The 19,010-nt window shown below is 55.0% G+C and carries 14 protein-coding genes; 11 read left to right on the forward strand and 3 right to left on the reverse strand.

Features of this window, described 5'->3' with window-relative positions:
* Positions 1-10 precede the first annotated feature (10 nt).
* The 10 genes from ACR0LL_RS18015 (at position 11) to ACR0LL_RS18060 (ending at position 12,877) form a co-directional block, all read left to right on the forward strand.
* Positions 11-412 carry a hypothetical protein gene (locus ACR0LL_RS18015; RefSeq protein WP_480588591.1) on the forward strand — a complete coding sequence of 134 codons (402 nt, stop codon included), beginning with the start codon at positions 11-13 and terminating at the stop codon, positions 410-412.
* 23 nt (positions 413-435) lie between these two features.
* Positions 436-1,302: a hypothetical protein gene (locus ACR0LL_RS18020; protein ID WP_480588592.1), complete on the forward strand. Its 867-nt coding sequence runs from the start codon at positions 436-438 to the stop codon at positions 1,300-1,302.
* 70 nt (positions 1,303-1,372) lie between these two features.
* Positions 1,373-3,415 carry a dynamin family protein gene (locus ACR0LL_RS18025; protein WP_480588593.1) on the forward strand — a complete coding sequence of 681 codons (2,043 nt, stop codon included), beginning with the start codon at positions 1,373-1,375 and terminating at the stop codon, positions 3,413-3,415.
* The gene (locus ACR0LL_RS18030; RefSeq protein ID WP_480588594.1) at positions 3,412-4,698 is read left to right on the forward strand and encodes a dynamin family protein; all 1,287 of its coding nucleotides are present in this window, start codon (positions 3,412-3,414) and stop codon (positions 4,696-4,698) included. Before ACR0LL_RS18025 ends, ACR0LL_RS18030 begins: the two co-directional genes overlap by 4 nt.
* Positions 4,699-5,038: 340 nt before the next feature.
* Positions 5,039-7,210: a serine/threonine-protein kinase gene (locus ACR0LL_RS18035; RefSeq protein WP_480588595.1), complete on the forward strand. Its 2,172-nt coding sequence runs from the start codon at positions 5,039-5,041 to the stop codon at positions 7,208-7,210.
* 201 nt (positions 7,211-7,411) lie between these two features.
* A complete protein-coding gene (locus ACR0LL_RS18040; protein ID WP_480588596.1) occupies positions 7,412-8,431 on the forward strand; it encodes an FHA domain-containing protein in 1,020 nt (339 codons plus the stop codon).
* Positions 8,432-8,434: 3 nt separating this feature from the next.
* Positions 8,435-9,217, forward strand: a complete 783-nt coding sequence (locus tag ACR0LL_RS18045) for a PP2C family protein-serine/threonine phosphatase (RefSeq protein ID WP_480588597.1) — start codon at positions 8,435-8,437, stop codon at positions 9,215-9,217.
* Positions 9,218-9,238: 21 nt separating this feature from the next.
* The gene (locus tag ACR0LL_RS18050; RefSeq protein WP_480483670.1) at positions 9,239-10,501 is read left to right on the forward strand and encodes a type 2 periplasmic-binding domain-containing protein; all 1,263 of its coding nucleotides are present in this window, start codon (positions 9,239-9,241) and stop codon (positions 10,499-10,501) included.
* Between the two features lie 43 nt (positions 10,502-10,544).
* Entirely contained in the window at positions 10,545-11,651 is a 1,107-nt protein-coding gene (locus ACR0LL_RS18055) for a transporter substrate-binding domain-containing protein (protein ID WP_267366224.1), read from the forward strand.
* Positions 11,652-11,920: 269 nt separating this feature from the next.
* Positions 11,921-12,877 (forward strand): glycosyltransferase family 2 protein, encoded by a 957-nt coding sequence (locus tag ACR0LL_RS18060; protein ID WP_480588598.1) that lies wholly within the window; start codon positions 11,921-11,923, stop codon positions 12,875-12,877.
* A 395-nt stretch (positions 12,878-13,272) separates the two neighbouring features.
* Here ACR0LL_RS18060 and ACR0LL_RS18065 read toward each other — a convergent pair whose 3' ends face one another.
* From ACR0LL_RS18065 to ACR0LL_RS18075, 3 genes are all read right to left on the reverse strand, one after another.
* Positions 13,273-15,486 carry an NADP-dependent isocitrate dehydrogenase gene (locus ACR0LL_RS18065; RefSeq protein WP_480588599.1) on the reverse strand — a complete coding sequence of 738 codons (2,214 nt, stop codon included), beginning with the start codon at positions 15,484-15,486 and terminating at the stop codon, positions 13,273-13,275.
* Between the two features lie 243 nt (positions 15,487-15,729).
* A complete protein-coding gene (locus ACR0LL_RS18070; protein ID WP_480588600.1) occupies positions 15,730-16,788 on the reverse strand; it encodes an ABC transporter ATP-binding protein in 1,059 nt (352 codons plus the stop codon).
* Positions 16,785-17,591: an IclR family transcriptional regulator gene (locus ACR0LL_RS18075; RefSeq protein WP_480588645.1), complete on the reverse strand. Its 807-nt coding sequence runs from the start codon at positions 17,589-17,591 to the stop codon at positions 16,785-16,787. The genes ACR0LL_RS18070 and ACR0LL_RS18075 overlap by 4 nt, the downstream gene beginning before the upstream one ends.
* A 140-nt stretch (positions 17,592-17,731) precedes the next feature.
* Here ACR0LL_RS18075 and ACR0LL_RS18080 point away from each other — a divergent pair, with 140 nt between their 5' ends.
* The gene (locus tag ACR0LL_RS18080; RefSeq protein ID WP_480588601.1) at positions 17,732-18,991 is read left to right on the forward strand and encodes an ABC transporter substrate-binding protein; all 1,260 of its coding nucleotides are present in this window, start codon (positions 17,732-17,734) and stop codon (positions 18,989-18,991) included.
* Positions 18,992-19,010: the final 19 nt, after the last annotated feature.

The following is a 19,010-nucleotide window of genomic DNA, read 5'->3' on the forward strand; positions in this document are numbered from 1 at the left end:
AAAGAGTTAAATGTCCATTCAGGATGCATTGAACACCGCGATTGAAACGATACCCGACTGCATCGCAGCCGGGTATATCGACATGGAGACCGGCATGCTTTTAAGCAGTAGTGTCTCTGATTCCGATTGCGCTGAATCGCTGGACACTTTGGCAATCGCAGTGGCCAATCTGTTTCAGGGGCGGGGTGTCGCTGCATTTGAAGCGCTCTTGCACGAGGCCGGAAACACTGATGAGGAAAACGCCGGGTTTGGGGAAATCGCGGTATTTTCAAAAGACCGGTTGAACATCTTTTTGCGGACCAAGGAATATCCTGATCATGTGGTCTGCTATATCTGCCGCAACAGCACGAATGTTGGGCTGGCGCTCACGAAATCGCATCTCAGTCTCAAGCCGGTTGCGGCCGCAGTCTGAACGGGACCAGAGGGGGTCACGGTATGATGGACACAGACATTCTCGACATGCTCGAAGATATCGGGCGGTCTTCGGTTGCCCGCCTGTCTCCGACGGTGATTGTCCCCGGTGAAACTGCAACAGCCCGTCGGGCGGCTGTGTTGCGTTTCATTCGCGGAACGATATTGCCCAGACGACTTGAGCTGACCGCGGCCAACGGAAGCTGCCTGAAAATCGAAGTAAACAGCTCCCGGATCACGGATGTGTTTCAGGTGCCGTCCGGGCAGATCCCCGATTTCGAAACGGAATCACGTACCGCGCTGGTCGACAAGCTGGCCCAACTGATTTCAGACATTTCAGCCGCCCCTGCCCCACTGGAACTGATGTCTGGAAAGCCAGCCTCGACGCTGGAGGCTGATGATGTTGGTATTACGCTGAGTGAGATCGAGAACGCCTGCGCCGGAATTGAGCTTTCCTCTGAGCCAATCGTGTCTGTCGTTCCGGACGTTGAAAAACCTTCAGACAACAGCCCTGCCCCGGCAGCAGGGTCGGGCAATTCGTTGGCGCAACAGTTTTTTGACGGGGCTGCACGCTTTGCCACAGGTCGTGTTCTTGTGGACAGTATGGAAAACACTGCACTGGCTTGCGAAGGAATCTGCAAACCTTCCGAGGGGATGCACCCCAATCAAGAGATTTTGACACGTTTTGTTTCAGATCTTGCTGGTTGGAACAACGACACCCGGGACGAATTCGAAGGCCCACATCTGATCGTCATGCGGCCATCGGGTGGTAAGGGTGCGGGCATGGCTGTTCTGGGCGACAACGAACAGATCGCCGTGGCCATTCATGATGCCCGCAAACTTGGGGCGGTAATCAACCTTTGGAGATCTTTGGGGGAGGCTGAGGAATGACCGCCCCCAAAGCATTCAAATTTTCGACTAATTCAATGCGTTGTTTTATTTGTAGTCAGGGTAAATAGTGATGAGTGAAACACATCGCCGCGAGCTTATTCGCATCGCAGAAGACATGAACGGGACAAGCAATGACGAAACACGTCAGTTCATATCGCGCATCATTGGTGATCTGGGAAAACTGAAACCGTCAGTTGCCTTTGTCGGGCAGATCAAGGCAGGAAAGTCGCGCTTGATCAACGGCTTCACCGGTCAGGCAGAATACCTGCCGTCGGACGTGAACCCGTGGACAACCGTGATCACCGACATGCATTTCGGGCACCCGAACGGTCGAACCGAAGGGGCCGAATTCCATTTCTTCGACAACTACCAGTGGCAATCACTGATCGCCGAAGGCGAAGAGTTGCGCAACATGTTCCCGGATGACGAGGACAGCTACAAGCGCGAGATGATCGAAGAGCAGGTCGAAGCCATGAAGACCCGGGCGCGTCGGCGACTGGGGGACAGTTATGAACAGCTGTTGGGTCAACATCACGATCTGGATCAACTGACATCCGATGATCTGGCGCGTTACGTGTGCGCCGGGGACGACCCCGCAGAAGACGGGACAGTTGACCCCGGCAGTGATCGCGGACTTTACAGTGACATCACGCGCAAGGCCGAGGTCTATTTTGACATCGGTCACTTCCCATTCCCTCTGACCGTCACCGATACGCCCGGAGTAAATGACCCCCTGCTGATCCGTGAGGAGATTTCGCGTCAGTATCTCAAGGAATCCGATTTCTTTGTGGTGGTTCTGTCAGCGCATCAGGCGTTGTCGCGTGCGGACCTGAAACTGTTCCGGCTGATGCAGGCATTGGAACTTGGACAGATCGTTGTCTTCATCAACCGTGTCGATGAATTGGGCGGCGGGGCCGAAGATGCGGCAAAGGTGCGTCTGGATGTCATAGACGGGCTCGAAAAAGCGTTGGGTACTTCGAATATCGATGTCCTGATGGGCAGCGCACAATGGGCGCACTATGCGCTGACCGGCGATGAATCCGGTGTGAACCACGATCATATTCTGGCGTGGTTGCGGGCGCACCCGAAACAGATGCAACAATACCTGAACGGTGTGGCCGAGATCAAACAAGGCCCGGGGCCCATCAGCCGAGAGGCTGTACTACGGTTTGCCGCGATGATTGCGTCAGGCTTACCGGACTTGCGCCGCCATGTCACTCAGGCGTTGGCGGACGGGCCGATAAACGAACAGCTGCGGATGGCGTGGCAGCATCTCGACAGCTTCGCGCGTGGCGATTTGGAGCGATCCCAGGTACATCTTCGTGCCCTGAAAGATGAAGGCAGCGCGGGTGCACACACCGCTGAGGACAGCGACAAGACGCTGAGCGATCTGCGCAAACTGATTGCGGATAAATCGCAAGACATTGTCAAGGACATGGACGACGTTCTTTCAAACCTGCGTGGGGTCATGGACGACACGGTCTCTGAATCCGTCTTTGTTGTGGTGCGCGGACCTGAAGGACAATCCCCATTGCTTGCCAAAGGCGGCGCTACCGAGTTGAATTTCACCCCTTTACGCGAACACATGCGCGAGCTGGTGCAAGGCGCGTCGCAAGTGGTACGGCAACGCATGTTGAGCGAGCTTTACGCGATCGACATGCAATGCAACGCCGCTTTGCGGGCACTGCCAGGGTGGCAGGAACCAGTCGACAATCGCATGAACACAAGTGCAGTGCGTTGGTTCCGCCCGGACACCACCGCCTTGACCCGTGGCATTACGGTTGAGCTGCGTGTAAACTGGTTGTCGCGCCTGATATCGCGCAACAGTGTTGTGACGCGGGCCGAGCGCATGATCGTGCAGGAATTCGAATTGATTGGTGATGACCTGATCGACACAACGCGTGAAAACCTTCTGGACCGGTTGAAAACTGTTCTGGATCATTACTTGGCCCTGTTGGCAGGCCATCTTGAGCACCGTTCCGGAGCGGGTGAGTTGAATGCTCAGGCGGAAGCACAAGCTGCGTTCGAACGGGCGCGCCGTATTGCTGACGAGTTGGATAGTGTCTTTGGAACAAGCAACGTGGACGAACGACAAGCAGAGGCTGCGGAATGATTGAGTTTCCCGGAACCGAACAGGAAGTGCGCCAGCTGGAGCGTTTTCTGACAACGACAGAAAAACTGTCGTCGGACCCGAAATTGGAAAATATGCGCGCACGGGCCCTGGCCCACGCCGAACGCCTCTCCAACGCGGTCAACATCGGTTTCGCCGGAGAGTTCGGGGCGGGCAAGTCAAGCCTTGCGAACATGCTGGCAGGGGCGGATATCCTTCCAACCGGCCCGCAGCATCTGAAGCTGCCACTTGTCATCGTTGCCTACGCGGATACGCCAGAGACGACAGTCGGCTGGTGGAACAAGGAGCCAAAGACATATTCTGGCATAGCACTGGAAAAGGCCGCTGCGGATGAGCCTGACTTTATTTCGGTTGGATTGAACACACCTGCTCTCAAAGAGATATCACTGTTCGATCTTCCCGGCTCTGGCGCATTGGATGATACATACAAACAGACACTGGACCTGCTGAAATTCGTCGACTGTGCCATCTGGTGTACCAACGGCACAAGCGCATGGCGTGAAACAGAACGGCATTTGTGGGCGCAGGTGCCGCCCGAGCTAAGAGCCAACAGCCTGCTGGCAGTTACACATGCTGATTTGCCCCCGGTGCAGGCCGCTCTGGATCGGGTACTGGCTCGATTGAACAAAGAAAAAGAAGGACTGTTTCGCGCTGTGGTCCCAATTGGCACGCCCGTCGCGGTGCGCGCCATGGCACAAGAGCCGGAACCAGATTTTGATCTTTGGGAAAACTGTGGCGGCCAAGAACTCGCGGAAAAGGTCCTTGATGCGGCGTCTGACCGGCGGCGCAGTGACCTTGACGCTGCCCGGAAGGATCTGAAGCACGAGTTTCTGCCATTCCTGGAAACATTGAATGGGCCAGAGCCGGAACCTTCCGTCAACGATGCTGCGTCAATGCAGTCAACGCTGGGGTCTGCCCTTCCGCCACTGAACAACCCAATTCTTGAAGACTGGTTGGCTGCCATTGCCAGCATTTATGAAGATCTGCGTGACACCGCTGCCATTGAACCCGCAGCGTTTTTGCAAAGCTGCCAGGAAATCGTCGAAGATTTCGCGGAACGGCTGGACCAAGGTGGCGAGATCGATCCGGATGCTGGCTGGATTCCGGCCGAGTTCGAAAAAGCGACTGACTTGTTGTTGTTGCTTCAGTTTGAAAGCGGAGATGCGCCTTTGAAAGACGCAATCAGCATACTTGTACAGCTTGGTGACAACCTTGCATGGGCTGGCAGTACCGTCGCCGCGGCACAATCCAAAACCGGTACCTAGCACTTTCCATCAGGATTGAAGCGCTGTTCAGCGATTCGAAGGGCCGAAGAATCGGCCCTTTATTGTTTCGAATTCGTAGACCAAGAGACCGATTTGGGGTCGTCAGTTTTCATTTATTCCACCCCGTTAATCAATATATTGTGCTATTGCTTCGCACTAGCGCCATATATGCCATATTCGAAAAAACGATCCTTAGTGAAGCCATCAGGCGGCCCCATTAAAGTCAAATTTGAAACGTCTAACCGTTCTCAAGTGTCCTGCGGTTGTTTTTGGTTGTGAGTTCGTGGGCTGCCGGCCCTGTTTAATTAAGCCGCAAAATGAGTAGAACGGGCGGATTAAAATGAGCCACAACCAGGCTGTCGGTGCAACGCACGACGAACCAAAAATTGAAGGACTGCAACCGGGCGCAAAGCTGTTGCGCGGGCAGTATGAGATCCTCCGATATCTCAGCAACGGCGGATTTGGGATCACCTATTTAGCACGCGACAGCCTGGAGCGTGATGTCGTGATCAAGGAATGTTTCCCCGGTGCGTTGTGCCGTCGCAACGGGGACTTGGTTGAGCCGAACGACCCGTCCTACAAGGATGATTTGCGCGCCATTATCGACCTGTTTATTCAGGAAGCCCGCAATCATGCGCGTCTGGTGCATCCGAACATCGTCGACGTTCATCAGGTGTTCGAAGACAACGATACCGCCTATATCGCTATGGATCTGATCCGTGGTTGCGACCTGCTGGACTATGTTGAAAATCCGGAAAACGACGGTGGTCCTGACTTTATCGTGCAAGTCACGGAAAAGATGCTGTCCGCGGTGTCGTTCATCCACCAAAGCGGGATGCTGCACCGTGACATTTCACCCGACAACATCCTGATTGACGAAAACGGAAACCCGGTCCTGATCGACTTCGGTGCCGCGCGTGAGCAAGCCGCAAACAAGTCGGCCGCATTGTTGACTCTGCGCGTCATAAAAGACGGGTATTCGCCGCACGAGTTTTACGTCCGTGGTGCCGAACAAGGGCCCAGCAGTGACCTCTATGTCTTGGCCGCGACTCTGTATCACGCAATCAGTGGCGAACGCCCGGTGGACGGCCAGAGCCGCCTGAATGCATTCAACAACGGGCAGGACGACCCTTATACCCCATTGGCAGGCCGCTTTGACGGATACCCCGACGGATTCCTCGAAGCAATCGACAAGGCAATGGAAGTACACGCAACGGACCGGTTGCAGACAGCCCTGGATTGGCTGCGCATGTTCCGCGGCCCTGGCGTGATGTTTGATACCTTCGCCTATCGCCCGGTTTCCGTGATTGTCGGCATGGATCGCAAGGACAAGGAAGAAGAAAAGGCGCGGATCAAGGCCGAAAGTGAAAATGCCGAAGCGGTTGTGACGGCTCTGCTCGCCGGGAACTCGGACATTGTTCGCGAAACCGAAAAAAAGAATGAACCCGAGATGGCCAAGATTTCTGCAAAAGCGGAAACACCGGTCGCTGTTGATACCGTGGTTCAGAGCGGATCCGGTGGCAGCGGCAAGATGATCGCTGGTGCAGCAGTGCTTGTGGCAGCGTTGGCCGCAGGCGGTTTCTTCGTGATGTCCGGCGACAAAGGTGAAGAACAAGCCGAGGTTACGACGACGCTGCCTGAAGCAACCACACAAACTGCCGAAGCAGAACCTCCTGCGGTGGAAAAACCCTTGGCCGAAACACCTGAACCCGACGTCGCGGTCGCTTCAGAGCAACAACCTGAACCAGAAGAGCCTGTCGAGCAGGCGCAAGTTGAACCCGCGGAACCAACCGCTACAGAAACAGCATCCGAAGCTACTGAGACCGCCGATGCCCAGGAACAACCTGCAGAACAAGAGGTTGCGGCCGTTGTGGACGAACCCAAAACCGTAGCCGCTTCCGGCACTCCGGTCGAACAACAGGTATCTTTCCACCATTGGGATGTTGAAATCCCCTTCCAGACGTCCCGCCGCCGGACCGCAACAGGTGCAACTATTGCGGTTACCGGTGTGGACGCCAATCAGGACATGAGCGTTATCGGCGAATGGGTGGAACCCGGAGTTGTGATCTTTACTCTGAACGGCAACCCGGTTCGTCAGGACATCTCTTTCGCGGCGCAAGTCCTGGACAAGCTAAGCGTCGACCCAGACGGCTTTACACGGGTTGCAGCCCGCTACCGGCCGCTTGGAAAGACCCGCGCGCAGAATGGCCTGCTGGCACTGCCTGTGCTGCGCTCGGTCGGATTGGAGAACGGTTACTCGTTCACAGTCAGCAGCTCGGGAGGTGAAGGGTGGCAAACAAAAGTAAGCTCGGTTCCAGCCGAGGCGACAGGCAGCCTGCAAAAAGGCGATGTTCTGTTGAGCGAAAGCCAGACCAACATGACATTGAATACGTCCGAAAGCCTTGATGGCATGCTGGCTGCGCTGGTTTCCGACAGTCAGCCAGAGGCAAAGCTGACCGTATTGCGCAACGGTGCTGAGGTAGCTGCGACCATGCAGTTAGCGCAGGAGTGATCTGACCGGTTCAATTTTGATCTGCCAGTGTGTGTTTACTGAGGGTGGCTTTTAGTTTGCCGCCCGGCGGGAACCGGCCCGCCGCAGAGAGTACCAGTTTCCATGTTTTCAATTGAGTGTCTCTGCGTTGTTCCACGCAGGGTTAGGTAGCAGCCCCATGGCACAAAAGGTCCGTGCCAACAATTCGAAGGTGTCGACACCATGTTCAAATACAAAAGCCCACTGAGCCGGCTTCTCGAAGGTGCCGGCAAATCCAAAGAAGATGATGTTGCTGAAAACGCTCATGCAACTGACAGCGCGGCACCTGAAACCGAAAAGCAGGAGCCTATCGCAGACTTCAACGCGCTGCGTGCCGCACTGGCCGGTGGAAACATGACGTCTGAATCCTATGAGGAAACAGACGAGCTTATCCCTGAAGAGAAAATGCCGGAATTCGACGAAGTTGCGGCGGAGAACACGGAAGAGCCGGTTGAAGTGTCCATCTTCGTTGAAGATGCAACTGACGAGGACGACCAAGATACCAAGAACTTGATGGCCGACCCCGACGATGACGAGGATATCTCGGACGATCAAATCATCACTTTGCATGTAGCAGACGAGCTTGCCGAAACACCGGATGAAGTTGCGCCGCCTCTGGATGTAGCTGAAATGAGCGCGCCGGAAACGGTGGAAGCTGAGGTTGCAGCCCCGTCCGTGCAAGAACCGGCAGTGGTGGAAGAGGGTGCCGTACAGGCTCAACCCACGCCTGCCGCCCCAGCCGAGGACCGTCGCTCGCGGGTCAAAACAACGTTCCTTGGGTTTGAGCGTGCGGACACGCATGTTCAGGAATTGATCGAAACATCAGAACCCCTCTCAAAAACCGAAGCTGCTCAGGAAACATTCCCGGTTGGCTGGCTGGTGGTGACGGCAGGTCCCGGGCGGGGCGCCAGCATCACCCTGACCGAAGGCCTGATGCAAATCGGTCGAAACGATGACCAGGCGATCCAACTGGATTTCGGCGACACGGGCATTTCACGTTCGAACCACGCTGTTATTGCTTATGACCCGGAAGATCGGAAATGCTATCTAGGGCATGGCGGAAAGGCCAACCTTGTTCGCCTGAATGGTAAACCCGTTCTGAGCACAATCGCACTCTCCAGCGGTGATCTGATCCGCATCAGTGAAACATCAATCCGATTTATGGCCTTCTGCGATGAAGGTTTTGATTGGCGGGATTCCTGATAGATGCTGGCTACTCCGGCATATGATGTTGCGCTGATCCTGAACCAGGGTCAGCGGGAAACGCAGGAAGACGCGATTGCTGCGCGCATGTTCGACGCATCGGACGCGGGCTATATTGCGATCGCTGACGGTATGGGTGGCCACGAGGCGGGCGAAGTGGCTTCGGAAATGGTGATTGCCGCTTGGCGGAACGCGCTGGATACCGAGCTAGAAGCCGATGCCTTGAATGAAGGCGCCGCAATTGACGCGCTGCCATTGGCAGCCATGCAAGCCAATGCAGCGATATCCGACCATAACGAGGCACAGGGCCAGGGTTTCAACATGGGCTCCACCTTGTTGGGTGTCCTCTTTCTGGGTCAGCGTGTGTTCAGGATTTCGATCGGAGACAGCCCCCTTTACCTGTTTCGCGAAGGCAAGTTGACACAGGTGAACGAAGACCACTCGATGGCCCCCGTGATCGACGCAAAACTGGCCGCTGGTGAGCTTTCGGAAGCCGAAGCGCGGGGACTGGACAGGAACCAACTGACGTCGGTGATCATGGGGGGTGCTATTCCAAAAGTGGATTGCCCTGAAGACCCGCTGATCGTGTCTCCGGCTGATATTCTGATCCTTGGCAGCGACGGGCTTCAATATCTTAGCGACGCTGAGATTCAGGATGTTCTGCGCCTGCATCAGCAGGAGCTAGCACAGGAAATCGCCGAAGCCTTGCAATTGGCAGTGCAAGCCAAGGGCGATCCCGATCAGGACAATCTGTCGATCGCAGTCGCAAAACTTTCGAGAAAATAACCAGGCAAAGCAACAGGACCCATGAGAAAACACCTATTCATATCAAGCCTTGCCCTAGCCGCCGCCACAGGCGCGGCGTCAGCGCAAGAGGCATGTTCAAACTACGAGATTCAGCGTGGCGATAGTCTGCGGGAATTGGCAATCCGAGTTTACGCAACCGAAGATTATCGGCCAATCTACGATGCTAACAGGGATGTTATCGGCACAAATCCCAATATCATTCGTGTCGGCGATGTTTTGAAATTGCCTTGCCTGGAAGATGTCGGGCGCGCGCCCGAGTTGCCCGACACCGAAGCAGGACGCCTCGCGGCTGAAATGGCCTCAGAACTGGTAAAAGCGGCAGAAGAACGCGCGGAGAAAGCCGTGGCCGAAGCGGAAGCCCGTGTCGCGGCAGCGGAAGCTGAGGCAAAGAAGGCAAGTGAAGATGCAGTCGTCGCTGCACGGGCCGCTGCCAAAGAAGAGATTGAGGCAGCCCGCTCGGAAGCCGCCGCACTGATCAGAAATGCTAACGCTGAAACGCGCCCGGAAATTCGTGATCGTCAGTTGCTGTTGATTACCGGTGGGAACTACGCTCCGTTTACGGACGAAGCGTTGCCCAACCGGGGGCTTTACACGCATCTGGTTGAGACAGCGATGCTGCGTGCCGCGCCGGAACAAGCGTATAAAATTCAGTTCGTGAACGATTGGTCGTCGCACCTGGATCTCTTGATGCCAACACTTGCATTTGACGGCACCTTCCCCTGGTCACGTCCAAATTGCGAAGATGCAGCAGCGTTGTCGGAAAGTGACCGCAATCGTTGTGAGACCTACGATTTCTCAAACCCGTTCTATGAAGTCGTGGATACATTCTTTGCGCGCGATGGATCGGGGTACGAGCAGACGCTGACCTATGCCGACTTTGCCGGGACAACAATTTGCCGCCCGGAAGGCTGGTCGCTTTCACATATGGACGCGGTAAGTCTTTACGAACCCGTCATCAAGCTGATGCGGCCAACATCGCCTGATGATTGCTTTCATGCTGTGATGGACGGAACTGCCGATATCGTGGCAATCGAAGCGCATCTGGCAGAGGAAGCCATCGCTCGGCTTGGCTATAAACACCGGATTATCGAAAACCCCAACCTGGCGGCGATCAAGTCGCTTAATGTCATGACCCACAAAGATAATCCTGATGGGGAAGCGATCTTAGAGACGCTGAATCAGGGTCTGGCAATCATGCAGCAGTCAGGCGAATGGCGCGATATCGTGTCGACCGCCCTGCGTCACCAAATGGAAAATGGATAAGGCCCCGTCTGGCCTGACAAACAAAAGTCTGGAGGAAGTGGAAATGTTTAACGAGAAGATTAAGAAACTGGCGCTGTCGGCAACTGCCATCACAGCTCTGAGCGCGGGAGCCGCCGCTGCACAGGAAGCGTGCACGAACTATACCGTGCAAGATGGTGACACATTGGCAACCATCGCCATCGCCGCCTATGGCACCTCGAACTACCAGCCGATCTTCAACGCGAACAGGAACGCGATCACAAACCCGGGAGCTCTTAATCCTGGGCTGGTGCTGGCCCTGCCCTGTGAAGACGGCAGCCTGCCGAACGGCCAAAGCGCGCAGGAAATCATCGCTGCTGAAGAACAGCGCGCGGCCAGCGTAAAGCGGTCGAATGTCTATGCGCCGCCGATCAAAATGGTGGCTGGTAACGGCTGGGAACCGTTCACAACCGAAACACTGAATGGCGGGGGCATCATGACCCGTCTGGCAACGACCAGCCTTCAGCGGGCAGGAAACAGCCGTGAGTATTCAGTCAGCTTTGTCGACGACTGGAGTTCGCATCTGGATACACTGTTGCCGCTTGGTGCCTTTGATATTTCAATTGCATGGACCGTTCCTGATTGTACCAACCGTACATACGAATGGTCCCCTGAAACCGAAGCTCGCTGCACTCAATTCGTAGCTTCGGTCCCGGTTTACGATATCGTCGGCGGCTTCTTCACACTGCCGGAAAGCGAATACGCAAGCGCGACCAGCTTCAAGGACCTGGAAGGCTCGACCATTTGCCGTATGGCAGGCTGGAGCATGGTTGTTCTGGAAGAGCAGGGACTGAACCGCGAGAACACGACTGTGGTTCAGCCCAGCTCGGCCCGTGATTGCCTTGACGCTGTATTGACCGGAACCGCAGATGTTGCGGCATTCGAAGTTGATCTGTTCGCATCGACAATGAAAGACATGGGTTTGACTTCGGCTGACATCGTTGAGAACCCCTATGTGTCCACACTGTCGTCGATGAGCTTCCTTGCGCATCGCACCAACCCGTTCGCGCGCGAATACATCGCGATGATGAACAAGGGTCTGATCGAAATGCGTCAATCCGGTGAATGGTACGCGATCATCTCGGATACGCTTCGTGAGCAAAACGCAAAGTTGAACGCAGCTTCGAACTGATCCCTCGGTTCAGCTGAAACTTTGGGGCCGGTTCTTGAACCGGCCTCTTTTTGCTGAATTATCGGCGCGTTTCACTCGGATGCCAAAATTCGGCCATTTATCTGCTTCAGAAATACCTCATACGCGCAGCATCTTGGGAACAAAGCGCAATCATCCCTCAAGTGACACGTCCGAGCGAGCAAGAGTGACATATGATACAGGGTGCCTTGAATATCCGAAGTGGATCTCTAACACGGGCGTCGTGGCCGGGTTTGGAAATTGCTGTTATCTTGCCCTGTTACAATGAGGCCGTTGCCATTGGTGAAACAGTCAAGCAGTTCCGCGCCGCCCTACCGGAAGCGGTTATCTACGTATTCGACAACAATTCCACGGACAGCTCGGCGAGAGTAGCGCAAGAAGCTGGCGCGCTGGTCTATTCTGAAACATATCAGGGCAAAGGTAATGTTGTCCGCAGGATGTTTGCTGACGTAGATGCGGATGTCTACGTCATGGCAGACGGGGATGCGACCTACGACAGTATGGCAGCACCTGAAATGATCAATCTGCTGGTCTCGCAAAACCTTGATATGGTCAATGGCGCACGGGTGAACGACGACATTCAAGCCTATCGACGGGGTCACAAGTTTGGAAACGCCTTGTTCAGCGGGCTGGTGAAATTCTTCTTTAACAGCAAAATCAACGACCTGCTGTCCGGTTATCGTGTTTTCAGCAGACGCTTTGTCAAAAGCTTTCCGGCGGTTTCCAACGGGTTCGAGATTGAAACTGAACTTACAGTGCACGCGATGCAGATGCGCATGCCGATTGGAGAAGTTGAGACAAAATACGTCTCACGGCTTCCGGATTCGAACTCCAAACTGGCCACCTATTCAGATGGGTGGCGAATTCTCAAGATGATTGGCCTTTTGATCAAAGACGAAAAGCCAATCGCGTTCTTCTTGTCTTTGGCATTGTTGATATTCTTACCTTCGCTTTTCGTATTCGCATCGGTTTTCCGCGAGTTTTTAGAAACAGGGTTGGTTGACCGAATTCCGTCTTTGGTTGTCGCAGTATCCGGTTTTGTCGGAACCATGCTGTCAATCGTGTGTGCGCTGATCCTGGAGTCTCTGGCGCTTGCCCGGCGAGAGGCGCGTCGCCTGTCTTATCTGCGACACAAAGGTGTTGCGATGTACGGAACGAACAGAACAAAGGCGCCGATTGCCAACCCAGAACCCCGGCGCGTTGGCTAAAACCCAGTCTCCAGGCTTCTTCTTTGCGTAAACACAAGATTGTGTTCGTGTTCAACCATGGTTGAACTGCTTGGCTGACCGAAAATCCTGAGAACCAAAATGCAAATGACCAGCACCCCAAATGCTGGTCATTCTCTGAGTGAGTGATAAGGCCCTGAGGCATCACCAGTGAAATTCTCTGTTATCCAAGGTTTAAAGCAGTCAGCGCTGCCGTGCTATTAGGGGAATCCCGTAAGTACAAACAAATTCATTGTAAAGCATTGTAATTGCGTAATACTTTTCTTGACTCTACTTTCCGTAACAATGACCGCGATACAAAAAAGGGACCGCACAATTGTGCCGGTCCCTTTCTGCTTTTTGAACAGGCAAAGGATCACCTGTTTTGCCGTTAGCGATTAGCCGATGATTGTGTTCAACGTTGTGCTGGGCCGCATAACCGCCGCCGTTTTGGCTGGGTCCGTGTGATAGTAGCCGCCCAAATCCGCAGCTTGACCTTGAGCTGCGGCCAACTCTGACAGGATCTGCACTTCGTTGGCGGCCAGCTCCTTGGCCAGTGACGCAAACTCGGCAGCCAGTTCCGCATCTTTGGATTGGGTGGCCAAAGCCTCTGCCCAATAGCGTGCAAACCAATAGTGGCTGTCGCGGTTGTCCGGCTGACCAACTTTTCGGCTGGGTGAGCGGTTGTTGTCCAGAATACCCTGCGTCGCTGCTTCGGCCGCTGTACCCAGAATGCCCGCTTTTTCGTTGCCTTTGTTATCAGCAAGGAAGTTCAGCGATTCACCCAACGCACAGAACTCACCCATCGAGTCCCAGCGCAGATGGTTTTCCTCGACCAACTGCTGCACGTGTTTGGGCGCCGAACCACCGGCACCGGTTTCGAACAGTCCGCCACCGTTCATCAGTTTGACGATGGAGAGCATCTTGGCCGAAGTACCAAGCTCCAGGATCGGGAAAAGGTCAGTCAGATAGTCCCGCAGCACGTTGCCTGTGATGGCAATCGAGTCGTTACCAGCGGTGATCGTCTCCAACGACTGACGGGTCGCTTCACGCGGGGCCATGATCAGGAACTTGTCGGCCACGCCAGCAGCCTCAAGCGCCGGTTTGACATATTTGATAAGCTCCGCGTCATGGGCCCGGTTTGCGTCCAACCAGAAAATCGCCTCGGAGCCGGTCAGACGCTGACGGTCCATGGCCAGCTGAATCCAGTTCTCGATCGGCGCTTTTTTGACAGTGCAGGCGCGCCAGATATCGCCGGCCTCGACACTGTGGCTGTGCAACGTTTCGCCATTGGCCAGAACGATGCGGATCGTACCATCGGCCGGCGCCTCGAAAGTTGTCGGGTGCGAACCGTATTCCTCGGCTTTCTGAGCCATCAGGCCCACATTCGCCACGGCTCCGGCCGTGGACGGGTTCAACGCGCCGTTGGCCTTGAAGAACTTGATGGCCTCATCATAGACGGTCGCGTAGCAGCGATCAGGGATCACACAGTTGGTGTCACCTTTGGCACCCGTCTCGTCCCAGCCCTTGCCCCCGGCACGGATCACTGCAGGCATTGAGGCATCAATGATTACATCCGATGGGACATGCAGGTTCGTGATTCCGCGGTCCGAATCCACCATATACATGGATGGACGGTCCGCCTTGAGCGCGTCGATAGCCGCCATGATGTCAGCATGACCCTGTACGCGCTCCAACAGAGCGCCCAGACCTGAATTTGGGTTCACACCCAACGCATCCAGTTCCGCGCCGAACTTTTCGAACACGGGGGCCAGCCAGGCTTTGACCGCATATCCAAAGATGATCGGGTCTGAAACCTTCATCATCGTGGCTTTCATATGCAGCGAGAACATGGTCCCGTCTCTTTTGGTGTCCTCAATGGCATCTGAAAGGAACGCAGACAGTGCCTTGACCGACATGAAAGTCGCGTCGGCTATGGTTCCTTCTTCCAGCGACCAGCCGCCTTTCAGAACGGTGACGTCATCATCTTTACCTACAAACTCGATTTTTGCATCGCCTGCTTGTGCTGCGGTGATGGTGGCCGAAATCTCGTTTGCATAGAAATCATTGGCCGGCATGGACGAAACTTTGGTCTTGCTGTCCGACGCCCATTCGCCCATCGAATGCGGGTTGTTCTGAGCATAGTTTTTCACCGCACGCGCCGCACGGCGGTCGCTGTTCCCTTCGCGCAGAACCGGGTTAACAGCAGAACCTTTGATCGCGTCATAACGGGCGCGGATCGCCTTTTCCTCATCCGTTGCAGGTTCTGCAGGGTAGGTCGGAATGTCGTAACCCTGCGATTGCAGTTCTTCGACGGCCGCAACCAACTGTGGAACCGAGGCAGAGATATTTGGCAGCTTGATGACATTGGCATCAGGTGTCTTCACCAGATCGCCCAAATCAGCCAGATCGTCGCTTACACGCTGATCGTCGGTAAGGTTCTCGGGGAATGCTGCCAGAATACGTCCCGCCAGAGAAATATCTTTGGTGCCAACGCGGACGCCCGCAGCAGATGCGAACTTGCGGATGATGGGCAGGAACGAAGCGCTGGCCAGCTCAGGCGCTTCGTCTACAATGGTATACAATATGTCGAAGGTCGATTTATCTGCCATATTCTTTTACCTTTTTTAAGCCTTTCGGGGCGTGCGATCCAAGAGTTGCAACCACAATTGCGTGGCGTGAGAGGGGCTAAACCACGATACAGCCCCTTGGTGACTCTGAATTGACAGGGCTTCCCTTAAATCACGTTTGACTTGGAATCAATCGCATCTGCCCGCGCGTTTTGCCACGGGTCAGATAAAGTGTCGTGTAACTCTTGGGACGGGTAAGACTGCCCGTGGGCTGGAAGGTCGTGACTAACGATACCGTTGCCCGGTCTCTGGATCAAAAAACATCACACGCTCTGGCTGTATGGCGATGCCGATCCGATCCCCGGTTCTGCTTCGTTGATCGTCCCGTTCCTCTATGATCAGCTTATCACCATTTGGCGTCCGTAGATATGAATAGGAAACGCCGCCCAAGGCTTCGGTCAGGTCCACGATGCAAGTATCGGCCGAACGGTCAATCTGAATATGTTCGGGCCGCATGCCCAATATCACCTTGGTCCGACCGGAGGGGATAGTCGCAGAAACGGGCAACGGCTTGCCTAGCGCGGGATGGGAGACATGGCCATCCCCATAGTCACATTCCAGAAAGTTCATTGCAGGCGAACCGATGAAGCCTGCGACAAACCGGTTGTCGGGATCGCGGTACAATTCCATCGGAGCCCCAACCTGTTCAACACGACCATCCCGCAGCACGACGATCTTGTCGGCCATGGTCATGGCTTCGACCTGATCATGGGTCACATAAATCATGGTCGCGCCGATTTCCTGATGAAGGCGCGCGATCTCAACACGCATTTCCACGCGCAACTCGGCGTCCAGATTGGACAAGGGTTCGTCAAACAGGAAAACGTCGGGGCCGCGAACGATGGCACGGCCAATCGCAACCCGCTGCCGCTGACCACCCGACAGAGCCTTGGGTTTGCGTTTGAGATACTGGTCAAGCTTCAGAATGTTCGAGGCTTCCTGCACTTTTCTGGTGATCTCGGCCTTTGGGACACCGTTCATGCGCAGCCCAAAGCCCATATTTTCCGCCACGGTCATATGCGGATAAAGCGCATAGGTCTGGAACACCATCGCCACACCGCGTTTGGCCGGATCCATATGGGTTACGTCCCGCGCCCCAATGTGAATCTCGCCTTCCGACGTTTCTTCCAAACCCGCGATCATCCGAAGCAATGTGGATTTGCCACATCCCGAAGGGCCAACGAAAACACAGAACTCACCATCTTCGATCTGCAAGTCGATGCCGTGAATGACTTGCGTCTGGCCGTACCGCTTGATTGCCTGATTCAGGGTTACACCTGTCATGTCGCTTGCTTCCTGTCATTGCCGAGATCTGGTCGCGTTTCAGGGAAACGCCATGCCTGTGCCTCCGTGCTGATTTGTTCAGCCACCCGCCGCACACGAGGCACCCATGCCTCGAGTTGTTCAAAATCCATTCGTTGGGTCGAGCCGGTTACCGAGATTGCGCCCAGGACCCGACCGCTTGTTGTCAAAATGGGGCAGGCGACGCAGATAATTCCTGGTTCATGTTCTTCGTCATCAACGGCAAAACCCTTGCTGCGAATTCGATCGAGATCCGTGCGCAGGTCATTGTCGGACGTCAGAGTCTTGTCGGTAAAGCGGTGAAAACTCTGCTGCGAAATTGCCCGGTTAAGGTCACTTTCATTCAGAAAGGCAAGCATCGCCTTGCCAACACCCGTGCAATATGCCGGGCCCACCTTACCCGCCTGGGAATACATCTCGATCGGTTGCGCCGCGTTGCGTTTGTCTACGTAAAGAACCTGACCAGCATCGAGCTGCGCCAAATGCACGGTCTCTCCGGTTTCCTGGCTTAGAATATCGAGAAACGGACGTGCAATAGGGGCCAGTGAGCTTTGGGTCCAGGCTGCATGCGCAAGTCGTACCAAACGCATACCCGGCGCGTAGGTTTGGCGCTCGGGGTCGTAACATAGCATTCCCTGATTGGTTAATGATTGCAAAAACCGATACAATGTTGCTTTCGGAAAACCACTGCCGTCCAGCAACTCCGAAAATCGCACAGGGCGCTGAAATGCGGCGACCTGATCCAGCACGTCACATGCTTTGCCAATAGTTCCGTCACCTGACACGGGCGTCCGTTCTCCTCCGCTTGCCCATCGCAGTTCGCACGAGGGTCTTGACAAGACTAACCGAGTCGATGTGTAGTTTTCAATATATAAAACATAGTTTCACTATTTGGAACTTGTGTGGAGACAACAGGGAGGAAACCATGTATTCCACTTTCAAGCGCACAACCGCTGCGCTGGCACTTGGCGTTGCTATCGCGGCACCGGCGGCTGCCGACCTGACCGGAGAACTTCGGATTTTTCTGGACACGTCGAACCCGGCCCCGCGCGCAACGATGGAAGCGATGATCGAGCGGTTTGCAGCGCAGCACCCCGGCCTGGAAATTGAAACCACGGTTATCGACCGCGAGGCGTATAAGACCCAGATCCGCAACTTTCTGACGGCCGACACACCTGACGTGGCCACTTGGTACGCCGCCAACCGTATGAAACCATATGTCGAGGCCGGTCTGTTCGAAGACGTCTCGGATCTTTGGGCGGAACCTGAAATCGCCGAAAACCTGGCATCAACCAAAGGCGCGATGACCATCGACGGCAAACAATGGGGCGTCCCTTACACTTACTACCAGTGGGGCGTTTACTATCGTAAAGATATCTTTGACGAATTGGGCCTAAGCGAACCGACTACCTGGGAAGAAGAGCTGACAAATTGCCAGAAGATCGTCGATTCAGGTCGCGCTTGCTATACCATCGGGACCAAGTTCCTTTGGACCGCTGGCGGTTGGTTCGACTATCTGAACATGCGCACCAACGGGTTTGATTTCCACAACCAACTGGCCAATGGTGAAATCAGCTGGGAAGATGGCCGGGTCAAACAGACCTTTGCCAACTGGAAGCAGCTGATCGATATGGGGGCCTTCATTGATAACCATCAGACCTATAGCTGGCAGGAGGCTTTGCCGTTCATGGTCAATGGAGAAGCCGCCGCGTACCTGATGGGCAACTTCGCAGTCGCGCCCTTGCGTGAAGCAGGGCTGACCGATGATCAGCTGGATTTCTACCAATTCGTGTCAATCAACCCTGATGTCGAACTGGCTGAAGACGCGCCGACCGATACATTCCATATCCCGGCGAATGCCTCGAACAAAGAAGCAGCGCGTGAATTCCTGCGCTTTGTTGTCTCGTCGGATGAACAGACCGAGATCAACAACGGATCGAACCTCGGTCAGTTGCCGGTGAACGCGCAATCTTCGGTGGATGATGACAAATTCCTGCAGCAGGGCTTTTCGATGCTCTCGACCAACAGCCCCGGCGGAGTGGCTCAGTTCTGGGACCGCGACGCACCGGCTGAAATGGCCAAAGTGTCAATGGAAGGTTTCCAGGAATTCATGGTTAAACCAGACAATGTTGACCGTATTCTGGCCAAGCTGGAACGCGCACGAGAGCGTATCTACGACAACTGATCAGGCTTGGGCCGGGCTG

Source organism: Ruegeria sp. AI2 (assembly GCF_056541275.1).